At 73.5% G+C, this 13,641-nt stretch carries 13 protein-coding genes and 3 tRNA genes; 2 read left to right on the top strand and 14 right to left on the bottom strand.

What is annotated here, in order from left to right; all coding sequences use genetic code 11:
- Nucleotides 1–90 precede the first annotated feature (90 nt).
- The gene (locus tag DSZ44_RS18960; protein WP_110852510.1) at nt 91–1,305 is read right to left on the bottom strand and encodes a phosphotransferase; all 1,215 of its coding nucleotides are present in this window, start codon (nt 1,303–1,305) and stop codon (nt 91–93) included.
- A 74-nt stretch (nt 1,306–1,379) separates the two neighbouring features.
- Between DSZ44_RS18960 and DSZ44_RS10200 the strand changes: the two genes are divergently transcribed.
- Nucleotides 1,380–2,396 carry an adenosine deaminase gene (locus tag DSZ44_RS10200; RefSeq protein ID WP_110852509.1) on the top strand — a complete coding sequence of 339 codons (1,017 nt, stop codon included), beginning with the start codon at nt 1,380–1,382 and terminating at the stop codon, nt 2,394–2,396.
- Here the strand turns inward: DSZ44_RS10200 and DSZ44_RS10195 are convergent.
- The 8 genes from DSZ44_RS10195 to DSZ44_RS10160 all read right to left on the bottom strand — a co-directional run bounded on the left by DSZ44_RS10195 (nt 2,393) and on the right by DSZ44_RS10160 (nt 6,308).
- Nucleotides 2,393–3,535 (bottom strand): UDP-N-acetylmuramate dehydrogenase, encoded by a 1,143-nt coding sequence (locus DSZ44_RS10195; RefSeq protein WP_220035155.1) that lies wholly within the window; start codon nt 3,533–3,535, stop codon nt 2,393–2,395. The two genes, DSZ44_RS10200 and DSZ44_RS10195, sit on opposite strands and share 4 nt — an antisense overlap.
- Nucleotides 3,536–3,544: 9 nt before the next feature.
- On the bottom strand, nt 3,545–4,762 hold the full coding sequence (locus tag DSZ44_RS10190; RefSeq protein WP_110852507.1) for an MFS transporter: 1,218 nt from the start codon (nt 4,760–4,762) through the stop codon (nt 3,545–3,547).
- Entirely contained in the window at nt 4,759–5,175 is a 417-nt protein-coding gene (locus tag DSZ44_RS10185) for a MaoC/PaaZ C-terminal domain-containing protein (protein WP_110852506.1), read from the bottom strand. The genes DSZ44_RS10190 and DSZ44_RS10185 overlap by 4 nt, the downstream gene beginning before the upstream one ends.
- Nucleotides 5,175–5,648: an FAS1-like dehydratase domain-containing protein gene (locus tag DSZ44_RS10180; RefSeq protein WP_258369401.1), complete on the bottom strand. Its 474-nt coding sequence runs from the start codon at nt 5,646–5,648 to the stop codon at nt 5,175–5,177. Before DSZ44_RS10180 ends, DSZ44_RS10185 begins: the two co-directional genes overlap by 1 nt.
- Nucleotides 5,649–5,666: 18 nt before the next feature.
- Complete coding sequence (gene rpmG, locus DSZ44_RS10175) at nt 5,667–5,855, bottom strand: 50S ribosomal protein L33 (RefSeq protein WP_110852505.1); 189 nt, start codon at nt 5,853–5,855, stop codon at nt 5,667–5,669.
- 34 nt (nt 5,856–5,889) lie between these two features.
- A tRNA-Met gene (locus DSZ44_RS10170) sits at nt 5,890–5,963 on the bottom strand.
- A 61-nt stretch (nt 5,964–6,024) separates the two neighbouring features.
- Nucleotides 6,025–6,097: transfer RNA gene (locus DSZ44_RS10165), tRNA-Thr, on the bottom strand.
- 129 nt (nt 6,098–6,226) lie between these two features.
- A tRNA-Tyr gene (locus tag DSZ44_RS10160) sits at nt 6,227–6,308 on the bottom strand.
- Between the two features lie 98 nt (nt 6,309–6,406).
- On the opposite strand from DSZ44_RS10160, the gene DSZ44_RS10155 reads away from it, so the two are divergent.
- Entirely contained in the window at nt 6,407–6,910 is a 504-nt protein-coding gene (locus DSZ44_RS10155; protein WP_110852504.1) for a YajQ family cyclic di-GMP-binding protein, read from the top strand.
- A gap of 169 nt (nt 6,911–7,079) precedes the next feature.
- On the opposite strand, the gene htpX is transcribed toward DSZ44_RS10155, so the two are convergent.
- From htpX to DSZ44_RS10130, 5 genes are all read right to left on the bottom strand, one after another.
- Complete coding sequence (gene htpX, locus DSZ44_RS10150) at nt 7,080–7,952, bottom strand: zinc metalloprotease HtpX (protein WP_110852503.1); 873 nt, start codon at nt 7,950–7,952, stop codon at nt 7,080–7,082.
- A 2-nt stretch (nt 7,953–7,954) separates the two neighbouring features.
- A complete protein-coding gene (locus DSZ44_RS10145) occupies nt 7,955–9,322 on the bottom strand; it encodes an FAD-dependent oxidoreductase (protein ID WP_258369400.1) in 1,368 nt (455 codons plus the stop codon).
- A gap of 168 nt (nt 9,323–9,490) precedes the next feature.
- Nucleotides 9,491–10,495, bottom strand: a complete 1,005-nt coding sequence (locus DSZ44_RS10140) for a polyprenyl synthetase family protein (protein ID WP_373681248.1) — start codon at nt 10,493–10,495, stop codon at nt 9,491–9,493.
- Nucleotides 10,492–12,054, bottom strand: coding sequence for an NADH-quinone oxidoreductase subunit NuoN (nuoN, locus tag DSZ44_RS10135; protein ID WP_110852502.1), 1,563 nt, complete (start codon nt 12,052–12,054; stop codon nt 10,492–10,494). The genes DSZ44_RS10140 and nuoN overlap by 4 nt, the downstream gene beginning before the upstream one ends.
- Nucleotides 12,051–13,640, bottom strand: a complete 1,590-nt coding sequence (locus tag DSZ44_RS10130) for an NADH-quinone oxidoreductase subunit M (RefSeq protein ID WP_110852501.1) — start codon at nt 13,638–13,640, stop codon at nt 12,051–12,053. The genes nuoN and DSZ44_RS10130 overlap by 4 nt, the downstream gene beginning before the upstream one ends.
- Nucleotide 13,641: the final 1 nt, after the last annotated feature.

Below are 13,641 nucleotides of genomic sequence, written 5' to 3'. Positions count from 1 at the left end.
GTCAGCCCCTCCTCGCGCGGTGCGCACCGCACCTGGCCCCAGCCCACCGCCTGCACATGAGAGGCGGAGGAGCGCCGGATGAGAGGACTCTCATCCGGCGCCGGCGAGCCAGCCCTCAGCCTCCGCCAGCCGTCCCTCGGCGTCGGTGCGCCAGTCCACCGCACCCGCGCGCCGCGCGCCGGCGACGAGCGAGAGCACCACCCCCGCCGCCCGGGCTCGCAGGGCACCGGGGTCCACCAGGCGCTCGCACTGCTCGGTCCACGTCCGCAGCACGGCCGGCACGCCCGGGTAGGTGCGCGGGGCGAGGTGCGGCAGCACGCTCACGTGCGCGAGGAGGCAGGCGAGGTCGTCCACCCGGTGCCCGGGGCCGAGGGAGTCGACGTCGAGCAGGGTGCTGACGCTCCCGTCGGTCATGAGGAGGTTGGCCTCGTAGAGGTCCCCGTGCGTGGGGACGACGGGCCCGGCGTCCGTGCTCGCCAGCGCGGCGGCGACGCCGTCGGCGAGGGACTCGATGCGGGCGCGGTGCTCGGGCAGCACCACGCTCGCCGCATGGGCGTAGTGCCCGGCGCGCTCGGCCCAGGCCGGCCGCAGCGGCAGCTCGAGCGCGGCGCCGGGCAGGCGGTCGAGGACGCCGACGACGTCCTCGAGGACGGCTCGTGCGCGCGCCGGCTCCATGCCGCGGGCCAGCGCGCTCGCCAGCGAGGTGCCGCGGCCCGCGCGGATGACGAGCAGCCCGTCGGCGTCCTCGTGCAGCACCTCGGGGGCCGGGACGCCGGCGGCGGTGAGCATCCGGTGGCGCGTGGCGAGCTGGCCCAGCGCGCGCGGCCGCACGACCTTCGCGTACACCTCCCCGTCCGTGAGGCCCGCTCCGCGCGCCCGCACGACGGCGCGGCGCAGTGGCCGGTAGGCGAGCAGCTCGACCGTCGGCTGCCGGTCCGTCCCGAGGCGCTGGGCCAGCCCGGCCGGCGAGCACGCCGCGGCGAGCGCCGGGAGCTCGGGGTCGGCGGGGTGACGCCACACGTGCACGACGCTGCCGCCGCTCTCCAGGCGCACGAGCCCCTCGCCCGCCGGAGTGGTGACCCGACCCGTCGTCGCGCACAGGTAGTCGTCGGGGCCGTCGCCGCCGGTGCGGACCGTGTAGCCGACCGTGACGCCGGCACCTGGCCGGTGGTGGACCGTGTGGACCCGCCAGGGGCCCAGCGTGGCGCCCTCGGCCGAGAGCGCCGCCCCCAGCACCTCCCCCGCCCCGGGGCCGGTGAGCAGGGCGACGTCGTCCCGCTCGGCCTGCGACACCGCCTTGTCCATGGGAGACAGTCCACCACGGCGGGGCGGGGCGCCGCCGCCCGTCCCCGCAGCCGGGTCCGTGAAAGACTCGGGCCGTGCGGGACCTGACGACGCTGCCCAAGACCCACCTGCATCTCCACTTCACCGGATCGATGCGGCCCAGCACCCTGGCCGAGCTCGCCACGGACGCCGGGATCCGTCTCCCCCCGGCCCTGCTCGACGGGCAGGCCCTGCGCGTGCCCGCCGGGGAGCGCGGGTGGTTCCGCTTCCAGCGCCTGTACGACGCCGCCCGCGCCGTCGTGCGCACCGAGGCCGCGATGCGGCGGATCGTGCGGGAGGCCGCCGAGGACGACGCCGCGGAGGGGTCCCGACGCCTGGAGATCCAGGTCGACCCGACGTCCTACGCCCCGTTCGTCGGCGGGCTCACCCCCGCGCTGGAGATCGTCCTGGACGAGGCGCGGGCGGCGAGCCGGACGACGGGGGTGGAGGTCGGCGTCGTCGTCGCCGCCTCACGCACCCGCCACCCGCTCGACGCCCGCACCCTGGCACGGCTCGCGGTGCGCCACAGCGGCGACGGCCCGGGCGAGGTGATCGGCTTCGGGCTGAGCAACGACGAGCGTCGCGGGGACACGAGCGAGTTCGCCCCCGCCTTCACCATCGCGCGCCAGGCCGGGCTCGCGAGCCTGCCCCACGGCGGTGAGCTCCTCGGTCCCGACCACGTCCGCTCGGTCCTCACCCACCTCGGGCCCACGCGACTGGGGCACGGCGTGCGGCTCGCCGACGACCTCGCGCTGCTCGAGAAGGTCAGCGAGGCGGGGATCGCGCTCGAGCTGGCCCCGGCCAGCAACGTCGCCCTCGGGGTCTACCCCACGGCCGCGGACGTGCCGCTGCGCACGCTGCACGAGGCGGGGGCCCGGATCGCGCTCAGCGCCGACGACCCGCTCCTGTTCGTCTCCCGGCTCACCGACCAGTACCGCATCGCGCGGGAGGACCACGGCATGGACGACGCCGCCGTCGCCGAGCTGGCCCGCGGGTCGGTGCGCGCGAGCCTGGCCGCGGAGTCGAGCAAGCGGCACTGGCTGGCCGAGATCGACGCCTGGCTGGCGTCCTAGAGCGACACGCCGAGCAGGACGGGCTCGGGGACGAGGTCGACGCCGAAGCGCGCGCGGACGGCGTCGCGCACCGTGCGGGCGAGCTCGACGACGTCGGCGGCGCTCGCCTCCCCGCGGTTGGTCAGGGCCAGGACGTGCTTGCCCGAGACAGCGGCGCGCCGCGGGTCGCCCTGGCCGCGCTCGACGCCGGCGCGGGAGATGAGCCAGGCGGCGGAGGTCTTGACCAGGCCCGGGACGGCGGGCGGGGTGGCGCCGAACACCGGCCGGGAGCGGTCCTCCACCGGGAACCGCGGGGCGTCCGGCGGCAGCAGCGCGTCGGCCTGCTCCACGGTGAGCACCGGGTTGGTGAAGAAGGAGCCGGCCGACCACGAGTCGGGGTCGGCGTCGTCGAGGACCATGCCCTTGCCGCGGCGCAGCTCGAGCACGGCCCGCCGCACCTCGGCGGCCGGCGCCCGGGCGCCGATCTCGACGTCGAGCGCGCGCGCGAGCTCGGCGTACCGCACGGGCGCCGAGGTGGAGCCGAGCGCGAGCTGGAAGCCGACCTCGAGGACGACGTACCGCCCGGTAGGGCCCCAGGTGCGTCCGCCGCCCGCCCGGGTGTCGGTGAGGGAGCGCTTGAGCACGCTCGTGCGGTAGCCCAGTCCCAGCTCGCTCACCACGAGCGTGCGGGTGCGCCGCTCGAGCCGGTCGTAGACGCGCACCGTCTCGAGGGTCTCGGCGACCTCCTGGCCGTAGGCGCCGACGTTCTGGACGGGGGTGGCGCCGGTCGAGCCGGGGATGCCGGACAGGGCCTCCACGCCGCGCCAGCCCTCGGCGACCGCGGTGGCCACGACGTCGTCCCACGGGTGCCCGGCCGGCACGGTGATCGAGACGCCCGCGCACGCGTACTGCGACTCGGTGCGGATGCCGCGCCGGGCGTCACGCACGACGACGCCGTCGAAGCCGTCGTCGGAGGCGAGGAGGTTGGAACCTCCGCCGAGCACGAGGAGCGCACGGCCCCGCTCGTCGGCCTCGCGCACGGTGTCGACGAGGTCGGCCTCCGAGGTCGCCTCGACGAGGCGGGCCACCGGCCCACCGACACGGAAGGTCGTCAGCTCACCCAGGGTGGGCGGCCCGGCCAGGGGCTGCTCGGTGCTCACCGGACCAATCTAAGCGCGGCCGGGCGCCGGCGCGTCCAGCGCGCCGTCCTGCGCGAGCGGACGGGCGGCGCGGCTGACGAGGAAGGCGACGGCGAGCGGCACGGCGATCGCGAGCATGGCCCGCCGGTAGCCGACGTGCTCGGCGAGCAGACCGAGAAGCGGTGGGCCGCACAGGAAGGCCGTGTAGCCGATCGAGGCGACGACCGAGACGCGGGTGGCCGCCCGCAGCGGGTCGTCGCCGGCCGCGCTCATGCCCGCCGGGAAGCCGAGCGCCGCGCCCAGGCCCCACAGCGCGCCACCGAGGAGCGCGAGCCACAGCACCGGGGAGAGGGCGAAGAGAAGGAGGCCGACGAGGGCGAGGACGGTCGTGCCGCGCAGCACCGCCACGCGTCCGAAGCGGGCGAGCAGCCGCTCCCCCGCCAGCCGCATGACGGTCATCGCCGTGACGAAGACGCCGAAACCGAGGGCCCCGACGGCGTCGGACGTGCCGAAGCCGTCGACCACGCCGAGGGCGAGCCAGTCGTTGGCGGCACCCTCGGTGAGCGCGAAGGCGAGGACCATGACGCCGACGAGGATCGTTCGCGGCTCGCGCCAGCCGCCGAGCGCGGCGGCGAGGCGCCGGCGTCGCCCCGTCTCGAGGGGCGCGGGTGTGAAGGGCAGGAAGCCGCGGCTGGCGGCCACGCCACCGACGGCGACGGCGGCGGCCACGACCGCAAGGTGCGCGATCACGGGCACCCCGAGGAGCGCCGCGGCCGCCCCCAGGACGGCCCCCGCCACGGTGCCGAGGGAGAAGCCCGCGTGGAAGCGCGGCATGATCTCCCGGTCGATCTCGTGCTCGACGAGACCGCCCTCGAGGTTCATCGCGACGTCCCAGGCGGCGATCCCCATCTGCGCGACGAGCAGACCGACGGCCAGCAGCGGGACGGCACTCGAGAGCAGTCCGGCAGCGACGACGGCGAAGCCCGCGACCGCGACCACCACCCCGCCACGGACGGTCAGTGCGGCACCGGCGCGCTGGGCGACCGCTCCGCCCACGGGCAGGGCCAGCAGCGAGCCGACCGAGCCGACGAGGAGGAGCGCGCCCATCTGGCCGGGGCTGAGCTCGAGCGCGTCCCGGACGGCGGGCAGGCGCGAGACCCAGCTGGCGAAGAGGAAGCCGTTGAGGGCGAAGACGCCGAGCACCGCACCGGTCGCCCGCCGGCCGGCGGGCGAGACGGTGGCGCTCACCTGGGCCGGACCACTGCCTGGGCCTTGGCGAGCACCGTGACGCCCGCGGCGCGCGCCGTGAGGTCGACGCGCACGGTGCCGGCCGCGGCGTCCAGGGCCCCGACCTTCCCGGTCACCTCGAGCTCGACCTCACCGGGGTCGGGCACGACGATCGGGCGGGTGAAGCGCGCCCCGTAGTCGACGACGGCGCCGGGGTCGCCGGCCCAGTCGGCGACGGCCGCCGCGGCCAGGCCCATCGTCGCCATCCCGTGGGCGATGACGCCGTCGAGGCCGACCTCCCGGGCGACGCGCTCGTTGTAGTGGATCGGGTTGAAGTCCCCGGAGGCACCGGCGTAGCGGACGAGGAGCGCGCGGTCGACGGCGTAGGTGCGGGTGAACAGCTCGTCGCCGACGGCGAGGGTGGACAGGTCCATCAACGTCCCTCCCCGCGCACGGCGAGCGTCGAGCGGACCGTCGCGACAGGCGCTCCGGCGCCGTCGGCGATCTCGGCCCGGGTGCTCACCATGGCGATACCGGCGCGCTCGGTGATCGAGTCGACGTGGACGGTCGTGCGCAGGGCGTCGCCGGCGACGATCGGGCGGTGGTGGGTGAAGCGCTCCTCGGCGTGCACGACGCGGGAGAAGTCGATCCCCGACTCGGGGTCGGCGACGTAGGCCTGCTCCGCGCGCTGGGCGAGGACGACGGCGAAGGTGGGCGGCGCGACGACGTCGTCGTAGCCGAGCTCGCGGGCGGCGGCAGGGTCGGTGTGCACGGGGTGAGTGGCACCGGTGGCCGCGGCCATCTCGGCGATCTTCGCGGCGGAGACGCGGTAGGTCTCGCTGGGGGCGTACGAACGCCCCACGAGCGTCAGGTTGACGCTGGTGGGGCGGCCGGGGCTGTCGTTCACGCGGTCAGCGTAGACCGGTCAGCGGGTCTCGCGGTGGATCGTGTGGCGGTTGTCGCGCGGGCAGTACTTCTTCACCTCGAGCCGGTCGGGGTTGTTCCGCCGGTTCTTGTTGGTGATGTAGTTCCGCTCCTTGCACTCCTCGCAGGCGAGGGTGATCTTCGGACGGACGTCGCTGGACTTGCTGGCCACGGTATTCCTCGCGTTCATCGGGGCTCCGGGGCCCCGGAGCCGTGTCGTTCAGTAGCGGGGGCGGGACTCGAACCCGCGACACCACGATTATGAGCCGTGTGCTCTAACCACCTGAGCTACCCCGCCATGATCGTCGACCATGGCCGGCACGCCATGTTACGTGACGCACGACGTGGACGTCGATCGGAGCCCCGAAAGGGAATCGAACCCTTGACCTTCTCCTTACCATGGAGACGCTCTGCCGACTGAGCTATCGGGGCGGCGCTGACAACCGTACATGCTCGGGGCGGCTCGGCGAAATCCGTGAGGCGTGGCCTGCCTCACGTCACCGACCGACCGTCGCGACCGACGACGACGGCCCGGATCCACCGGATCCGGGCCGTCTCACGTGGCGGGTGCAGGATTCGAACCTGCGAAGCATTCCGCGGCTGATTTACAGTCAGCTCCCTTTGGCCGCTCGGGCAACCCGCCTTGGTCCGTGCAGGACCGAGTGGAACAATACCAAGCCGGAGCGGGTGCTCCCAACCAGCGGCCCGCGTGATCCACCTCGCACCCAAGGAGACCCACCGATGGCAGCGGACTCGTCCTTCGACGTCGTGAGCAAGATCGACCGCCAGGAGGTGGACAACGCCGTCAACCAGGCCGCCAAGGAGATCTCCCAGCGCTACGACTTCAAGGGCGTGGGCGCCGCGGTGGAGTGGAGCGGCGAGGACGCGATCCTCATGAAGGCCAACTCCGAGGAGCGGGTCCTCGCGGTGCTCGACGTCCTCCAGAGCAAGCTCATCCGCCGCGGGGTGTCGCTCAAGGCGCTGGACACCGGGGAGAACGAGCCGCAGGCCTCCGGCAAGGAGTACCGCCTCGTCGGCACCCTCAAGGAGGGGCTGAGCTCGGAGAACGCCAAGAAGATCACCAAGCTCGTCCGGGACGAGGGCCCCAAGGGCGTCAAGACGCAGATCCAGGGCGACGAGGTGCGCGTCTCCTCCAAGAACCGCGACGACCTCCAGAACGTCATCGCGCTCCTCAAGGGCGCCGACGACATCGACGCCGCCCTGCAGTTCGTCAACTACCGCTGAGCGCCCGCAGCGCCCCCTCCCCCCGGCGCGCACACCGCCGCCGCACCCTGCGCCCGTCGAGCCCACTGTGCGCCCGGTCGACCGGGCGCACAGTGGCGCGAGAGGCGCACAGTCGCGCGAGAGGGCGCGGCAGACGGCGCGCCAGGGGGCGCGCCGCCACGACCGCCGCTCAGCGGTAGCCGGCCATCCGCTCCAGCCGGGCGATCCGCTCGGCCATCGGGGGGTGGGTGGCGAAGAGCTTGGTCATGCCGCGGCCCCGGAAGGGGTTGGCGATCATCATGTGCGAGACGTCCTCGAGCCGCGGCTCGGGCCGCAGCGGGGCGGCCGCCGTGCCGCGCTCGAGCTTGGCGAGGGCCGAGGCCAGGGCCATCGGGTCGCCGGTGAGCTGGGCGCCGTCCTCGTCGGCGTCGAACTCGCGGGTGCGGGAGATCGCCAGCTGGATGAGCGAGGCGGCGATCGGGGCGAGCAGCGCCGTCGCGATCATCGCCAGCGGGTTGCCGCCACGGTCGCGCCCACCCCCGAAGAACAGGAGGAACTGTGCCGCGGAGGTGATGAGGCCGGCGATGGCCGCGGCCACCGACGAGGTGAGGATGTCGCGGTTGTACACGTGCATGAGCTCGTGGCCCAGCACCCCGCGCAGCTCGCGCGCGTCGAGGATCTGCAGGATGCCGGCCGTGCAGCACACCGCGGCGTTGCGCGGGTTGCGGCCGGTGGCGAAGGCGTTGGGCTGGACGGTGGGCGAGACGTACAGCCGCGGCATGGGCTGGCGCGCCGTCGTCGAGAGCTCACGGACGATCCGGTACATGACCGGCGCCTCCGCCTCGGAGACGGGACGGGCGCCCATGGCGCGGATCGCCAGCTTGTCGGAGTTCCAGTAGCTGTAGAACGTCGTGCCGACGCCGATGAGGGCGAAGACCCAGATGAAGGCGCCCGAGCCGGTGCCGCTGGAGACGAGGCCGCCGATCCCGAGGAGAACGGCCCACATGACGCCGAAGAGCGCCGCGGTCTTGACCCCGTTGAGGTGCCGTCGACCGCCGTCCATGCTCAGCTCTCCTCCCCCCGCGACACACGGGTCATCTCGTCCCTGGGCACGACCTTGACGCGCTCGCGCCCCTCGGCCTCACCGAGGGAACGCTCGTAGGCGTCGAGGAGTTCCCAGCCGGACCAGCTGGTGGTCGGCACGCCGCGCTCCTCGAGAGCGGCGATGAGCGCGTCGGGTTCGGCCGGCGCGGCGCCCGCCGCGATGCGCCCGGACTCGACGTCGGCGACGAGGTGGCCGATCGTCTGCTGCGCGTCGGACTTCGTCGACCCGATGAGACCGACCGGCCCCCGCTTGATCCAGCCGGTGGCGTACAGGCCGGTGACGATCTCGCCGTCCTCGTCCAGGACGCGGCCCTCGTCGTTGGGGACGACGCCCGCGACGTCGTCGAAGGCGACGCCGTCGAGCGCGGAGCTGAAGTACCCGACCGCCCGGTAGACGGCCTGGACCGGGGTGTCCACGAAGGTGCCGGTGCCGCGCACGGTGCCGTCCCCCACGAGCTCGGTGCGCTCGGTGCGGATGCCCTCGACGCGGTCGGTGCCGAGGATCTCCACCGGCCGGTGGAGGAAGTGGAGGTGGATGCGCCGGGAGGCGGTGAGCTCCTCCGGGTCGCGCAGCGTCCAGTCCGTGAGCGTCTTGACGACCTGCTTGGTCTGGTTCGTCGAGCGGATCGCGGCCTCGGAGCCCTCGTCGAACTCGAAGTCCTCCTCGTAGACGATGACGTCGACGTCGGGGACCTTGCCGAGCTCACGCAGCTCGAGGGGGGTGAACTTCACCTGGGCGGGACCGCGGCGGCCGAAGACGTGGACGTCGGTGACGGGGCTCTGGCGCAGGCCCTCGACGACGTTCGCGGGGACCTCGGTGGGCATGAGGTCCTCGACGTGCTTGGCGAGGATCCGGGCGACGTCGAGCGCGACGTTGCCGACGCCGAGGACGGCGACGCTCTGCGCCTCCAACGGCCACGTGCGCGGGACGTCGGGGTGGCCGTCGTACCAGGAGACGAAGTCCGCGGCGCCGTAGCTGCCGGGCAGGTCGATGCCGGGGACGGGCAGCGGGGCGTCCTTGTCGGCACCGGTGGAGATGATGACGGCGTCGTAGTGGCGCCGCAGCTCCTCCATCGAGACGTCCGTGCCGACGTCGACGTTGCCGATGAGCCGGATGTCGCCGCGGCCGAGGATCTTCTGCAGCGCGACGATGATCTGCTTGATGCGCGGGTGGTCGGGGGCGACGCCGTAGCGGACCAGGCCGAAGGGGGCGGGGAGGCGCTCGTAGAGGTCGATGGAGACCTCGAGGCCGGCCTTGGACAGGATGTCGGCGGCGTAGATGCCGGCCGGGCCGGCGCCGATGAGCGCAACGCGCAGTGGCTTGGTCACAGGGCCTCGTCTGGTCGAGAGTGCGGGCAGGGAAATCCGCCGTCCAGTCTAAGCGCTCCGCACACACCCCTCCGCCCCTCCCCCCAACTTCGCGATCAGTGACCTGAGCGACCGGAGAACGGGCGCCTCCGGCGGACAGCGCACCAGCTGCGACAGTGGGGGTGGGGGTTAGGCGAGGCGGTCGACCATGAGGCCGGCGAAGTCCTTGAGCGCTTCCTTCACCGCACCCTCGGGCAGGGGGGCGAGCTCGGTGACGGCGTCACGCGCCCACTGGCGGGCCAGCTCACGGGCCTCCTCGAGGACGTCGTGCCCGCGCAGCTGCTCGACGGCGGCCCGCAGCGCGGAGTCCGAGCCGAGGTCGCTGGCGAGCCGCTCGAGCACCGCGGCGCCCTCGGCGTCGATCCTGCCCTCGGCGGCGCGGCGCTGCAGGAGGAGCACCGGCATGGTGGCCACGCCCTCCCGCAGGTCGGTACCGGGCGTCTTGCCGGTGGTCGCGGAGTCGGAGGCGAGGTCGATGACGTCGTCGGCGAGCTGGAAGGCCACGCCCACCTTCTCGCCGTACTGCTCGAGCACGCCCGCCAGCTCCTCCCCCGCACCGCTGAAGACGGCGCCGTACCGGGCGGACGCGGCGATGAGGGACCCGGTCTTGTCCGCCAGCACCTGGATGTAGTGCGCGATCGGGTCCTCCCCCTCGCGGGGGCCGAGGGTCTCGTGCAGCTGGCCCAGGCACAGTCGCTCGAAGGTCTCGGCGTGCACCCGCACCGCGTCGGCCCCCAGGGACGCGACGAGCTGGGAGGCGCGGGCGAAGAGGAGGTCGCCGGTGAGGATCGCGACCGAGTTGTCCCACACGGCGTGCGCGCTCGGGGCACCGCGCCGCAGGGCGGCGGAGTCCATGACGTCGTCGTGGTACAGGGTGGCGAGGTGGGTGAGCTCGACGGCGACGGCCGCCCGCACGACCTCCTCGCGTCCGGCGGTGCCGAGCTCGGCGGTGAGGAGGGTGAGGGCCGGGCGCAGGCGCTTGCCGCCCGCCGCGGCGAGGTGCTGCATGGGGGCGTCGACGAGCTCGTCGGCGCCCGTGACGGCCTGGCGCAGGCGGTCCTCCACCTCACCCATGTGGGCGAGGAGACGGTCGCTGAGCTCGTCGTCGCCGAGCTGGAACATGGACGTGGTCACGGCAGGAACGTCGCCGCCTGCTGGGCGAGGTCGAGCACCGGGCCGGGCACGACGCCGAGGAGGACCGTGCCGAGCGCGCAGACCGCGATCGCCACCGAGGTCAGGCCCTCGGAGCGGACCACGGCCGTGCGCTCGCCGTCGGGCTCGGTGAAGAACATGAGCACGACGAGGCGCACGTAGAAGAACGCGGCGGCAGCACTGGCGAGAACGGCGAGGACGACGAGCACGGTGGCCCCGCCCTCGACACCCGCGGCGAAGACCGTGAACTTCCCGATGAAGCCGCCGGTGAGCGGGATGCCGGCGAAGGACAGGAGGAACAGTGTCATGGCCAGGGCCAGGCCCGGGCTGCGTCGGCCCAGGCCCGCCCACTGGGACAGGTGCAGGGCCTCGCCGGTGACGTTGCCCTCCGTGTCACGCTCACGCACGAGCGTGACGACGGCGAAGGCACCGACCGTGGCCAGCCCGTAGGCGAGCAGGTAGAAGAGCACGGAGCTGATGCCGTCCTGCACGAGGGCGAGGACCCCGACGAGGACGAAGCCGGCGTGGGCGATGGAGGAGTACGCGAGCATCCGCTTGACGTCCGTCTGGACGAGCGCGATGACGGTGCCCACACCCATCGTGAGGATGGCGACCCCCCACAGGAGCGGCTCGAGGTCCCAGCTCAGGCCGGGCACGACGACGTAGACGAAGCGCAGCAGCGCCCCGAAGGCCGCGACCTTCGTGGCGGCCGCCATGAAGCCGGTGATGGGGGTCGGGGCGCCCTGGTAGACGTCCGGGGTCCACATGTGGAAGGGCGCCGCGCCGACCTTGAAGAGCAGGCCGACGATGAGGAGGACCGAGCCGGCGAGCAACAACCCGTCCATGCCGCCCGTGCTCGGGACGGCGACGGCGAGCTCGGAGAGCCGCAGGCTGCCGGAGAAGCCGTAGAGCAGGGCCGCGCCCATGAGGAAGAACGCCGAGGAGAAGGCACCGAGCACGAAGTACTTGAGCGCGGCCTCCTGGGACAGCAGGCGGCGCCGGCGGGCCATGGCGGAGAGGAGGTAGAGCGGCAGCGAGAGGACCTCGAGCGCGACGAACATCATGAGGAGGTCGCCCGCAGCAGGGAAGAGGAGCATGCCGCCGGTCGCGAAGAGGACGAGCGGGAAGACCTCGGTCTGGCTGAGGCCCGCGCGCTGCGCCTCCGCCTCCTCGGGGCTGCCCGGCCGGGTGCCCACCTGGGCGGCGAAGGCGTCCTCACCCCACTCGGAGCGGTCCGCGATGACGAGCAGGCCGATGAGCGCGACGATCGCGATGATGCCCTGGGCGAGGAGGGCGGGGCCGTCCTCGATGAGGCTGCCGCCGGCCACCTCCTGGGGACCGTCGACGGTCACGACCGTCCAGCGCCAGACGACGGCGACGAGCGCCCCGGCGATCGCCAGGGCCGAGAGAGCGACCTGGGTGCCCCGGCGTGCCCGGCGGGGCACGAAGGCGGCGACGAGGATGCCGAGGAGGCCCGCGCCGAGCACGATGAGGACGGGCGTCAGGGCTGCCCAGTCGATGTGCGGTGGGACGAAGTTCACTGCTCGCTCCCCTCGGCGCCCGCGGCTGCGGCGTCGTTCGATCCGTCAGGTCCTGCCACAGCGGCGGAGTCCAGCGCGCTGGGCTGCTCGATCGCGGCCTCCTCGGCCACCGGCCGCACGACGTCCATGACCGGCCCGGGCACGAGACCCAGGGCGAGCATGCCGGCGACCAGCGGGGCCACGACCCACTTCTCGCGGGCGCCGAGGTCCGGCAGCGCCGCGAGGGTCTCGTTGCGCGGTCCGGTGAACATCCGCTGGTAGGGCAGCAGGACGTACAGGGCCGCGATGATGACGGCCAGCACGGCGAAGACCGCCGCGACGACGTTCACCCGGAAGGTGCCGAGCAGGACGAGGTACTCGGGCACGAAGCCCGACAGTCCCGGCAGCGCGATGGTCGCCAGGCCGGCGACGAGCCAGCTGCCCGCGAGCACCGGGGTCACCCGCTGCATGCCGCCGTACGCGGCGATCTCCTGCGTGCCACCGCGCTGGGTGAGGAAGCCGGAGACGAGGAACAGTGCCGCGGTCGAGACGCCGTGGGCGACCATGTAGAGCATCGCGCCGGTGAGGGCGACCTCCTCGCGCACGAAGATGCCCAGGACGATGAAGCCGAAGTGGGACACCGAGGTGAAGGCGATGAGCCGCATGACGTCGCGCTGCCCCACGGCGACGAGTGCGCCGTAGAGGATCGAGACGACCGCGAGCACGATGATGACCGGTGCCGCCCAGCGGGAGGCCTCGGGGAAGAGCGGGAGGCACAGCGCGAGCATCCCGAAGGTGCCGACCTTGTCGAGGACGCCGACGAGGAGTGCGGACGTGCCGGGCGAGGCCTGCTGCGCGGCGTCGGGCAGCCAGGTGTGGACCGGCCACATCGGCGCCTTGACCGCGAAGGCGATGAAGAAGGAGATGAAGATCCACCGCTCGGCCCACACGCCGAGCTCGGTGCCGGCGAGGGTGTCGATGAGGAAGGCCTGCTCCCCGCCGGGGCCCATGACGCCGAGGGCGATGACGCCGACGAGCATGATGAGGCCGCTGGCCAGGGAGTAGACGAGGAACTTGATCGCGGCGTGGCGGCGCTTGGGGCCGCCGTAGTTGCCGATGAGGAAGTACACCGGGACGAGCATCGCCTCGAAGACGACGTAGAAGAGGAAGACGTCGCGGGCGGAGAAGACCGCCACCATCGTCGCCTCGAGGAGGAGCACGAGCGCCACGAAGCCGGCCTGCCGGCGCGCGACGACCGCCCCCTCGGGCACGATCTCCTGCTCCCGCCAGGCGGCGAGCAGCGCGAGCGGGACGAGGAGGACCGACAGGCCCACCATCGTCAGGCCCAGCCCGTTGATGCCGACGGCGTAGGAGACGCCGAGCTGCGGGATCCAGGAGAGCTGCTCGGTGAACTGCTGCTCCGCGGCGGCGCCGAGGTCGAAGCCGGTCGCCATGACGACGAAGCCGGCGAGCACGACGAGCGAGACGACGAGGCCCACGGTGCGGGCCACCCGGTGGAGGGCGGGCACGAGCCAGATCACCGCGGCCGCGACGAGCGGCACGACGATGAGCAGGCTCAGCCAGGGAAGGTCACTGATGTTCTGCATT

The organism is Georgenia satyanarayanai, from assembly GCF_900116375.1.
GTDB lineage: Bacteria > Actinomycetota > Actinomycetes > Actinomycetales > Actinomycetaceae > Oceanitalea > Oceanitalea nanhaiensis.
This window is presented reverse-complemented; position numbering and strand designations above follow the sequence as displayed.

Excerpts from the sequence above, each read along its gene's own strand:
- DSZ44_RS18960 (WP_110852510.1), bottom strand. The coding sequence starts at position 1,305 with ATGGACAAGGCGGTGTCGCAGGCCGAGCGGGACGACGTCGCCCTGCTC.
- DSZ44_RS10185 (WP_110852506.1), bottom strand. The coding sequence starts at position 5,175 with ATGGACCTGTCCACCCTCGCCGTCGGCGACGAGCTGTTCACCCGCACC.
- rpmG (WP_110852505.1), bottom strand. The coding sequence starts at position 5,855 with ATGAACGCGAGGAATACCGTGGCCAGCAAGTCCAGCGACGTCCGTCCG.
- DSZ44_RS10155 (WP_110852504.1), top strand. The coding sequence starts at position 6,407 with ATGGCAGCGGACTCGTCCTTCGACGTCGTGAGCAAGATCGACCGCCAG.
- htpX (WP_110852503.1), bottom strand. The coding sequence starts at position 7,952 with ATGGACGGCGGTCGACGGCACCTCAACGGGGTCAAGACCGCGGCGCTC.
- DSZ44_RS10130 (WP_110852501.1), bottom strand. The coding sequence starts at position 13,640 with ATGCAGAACATCAGTGACCTTCCCTGGCTGAGCCTGCTCATCGTCGTG.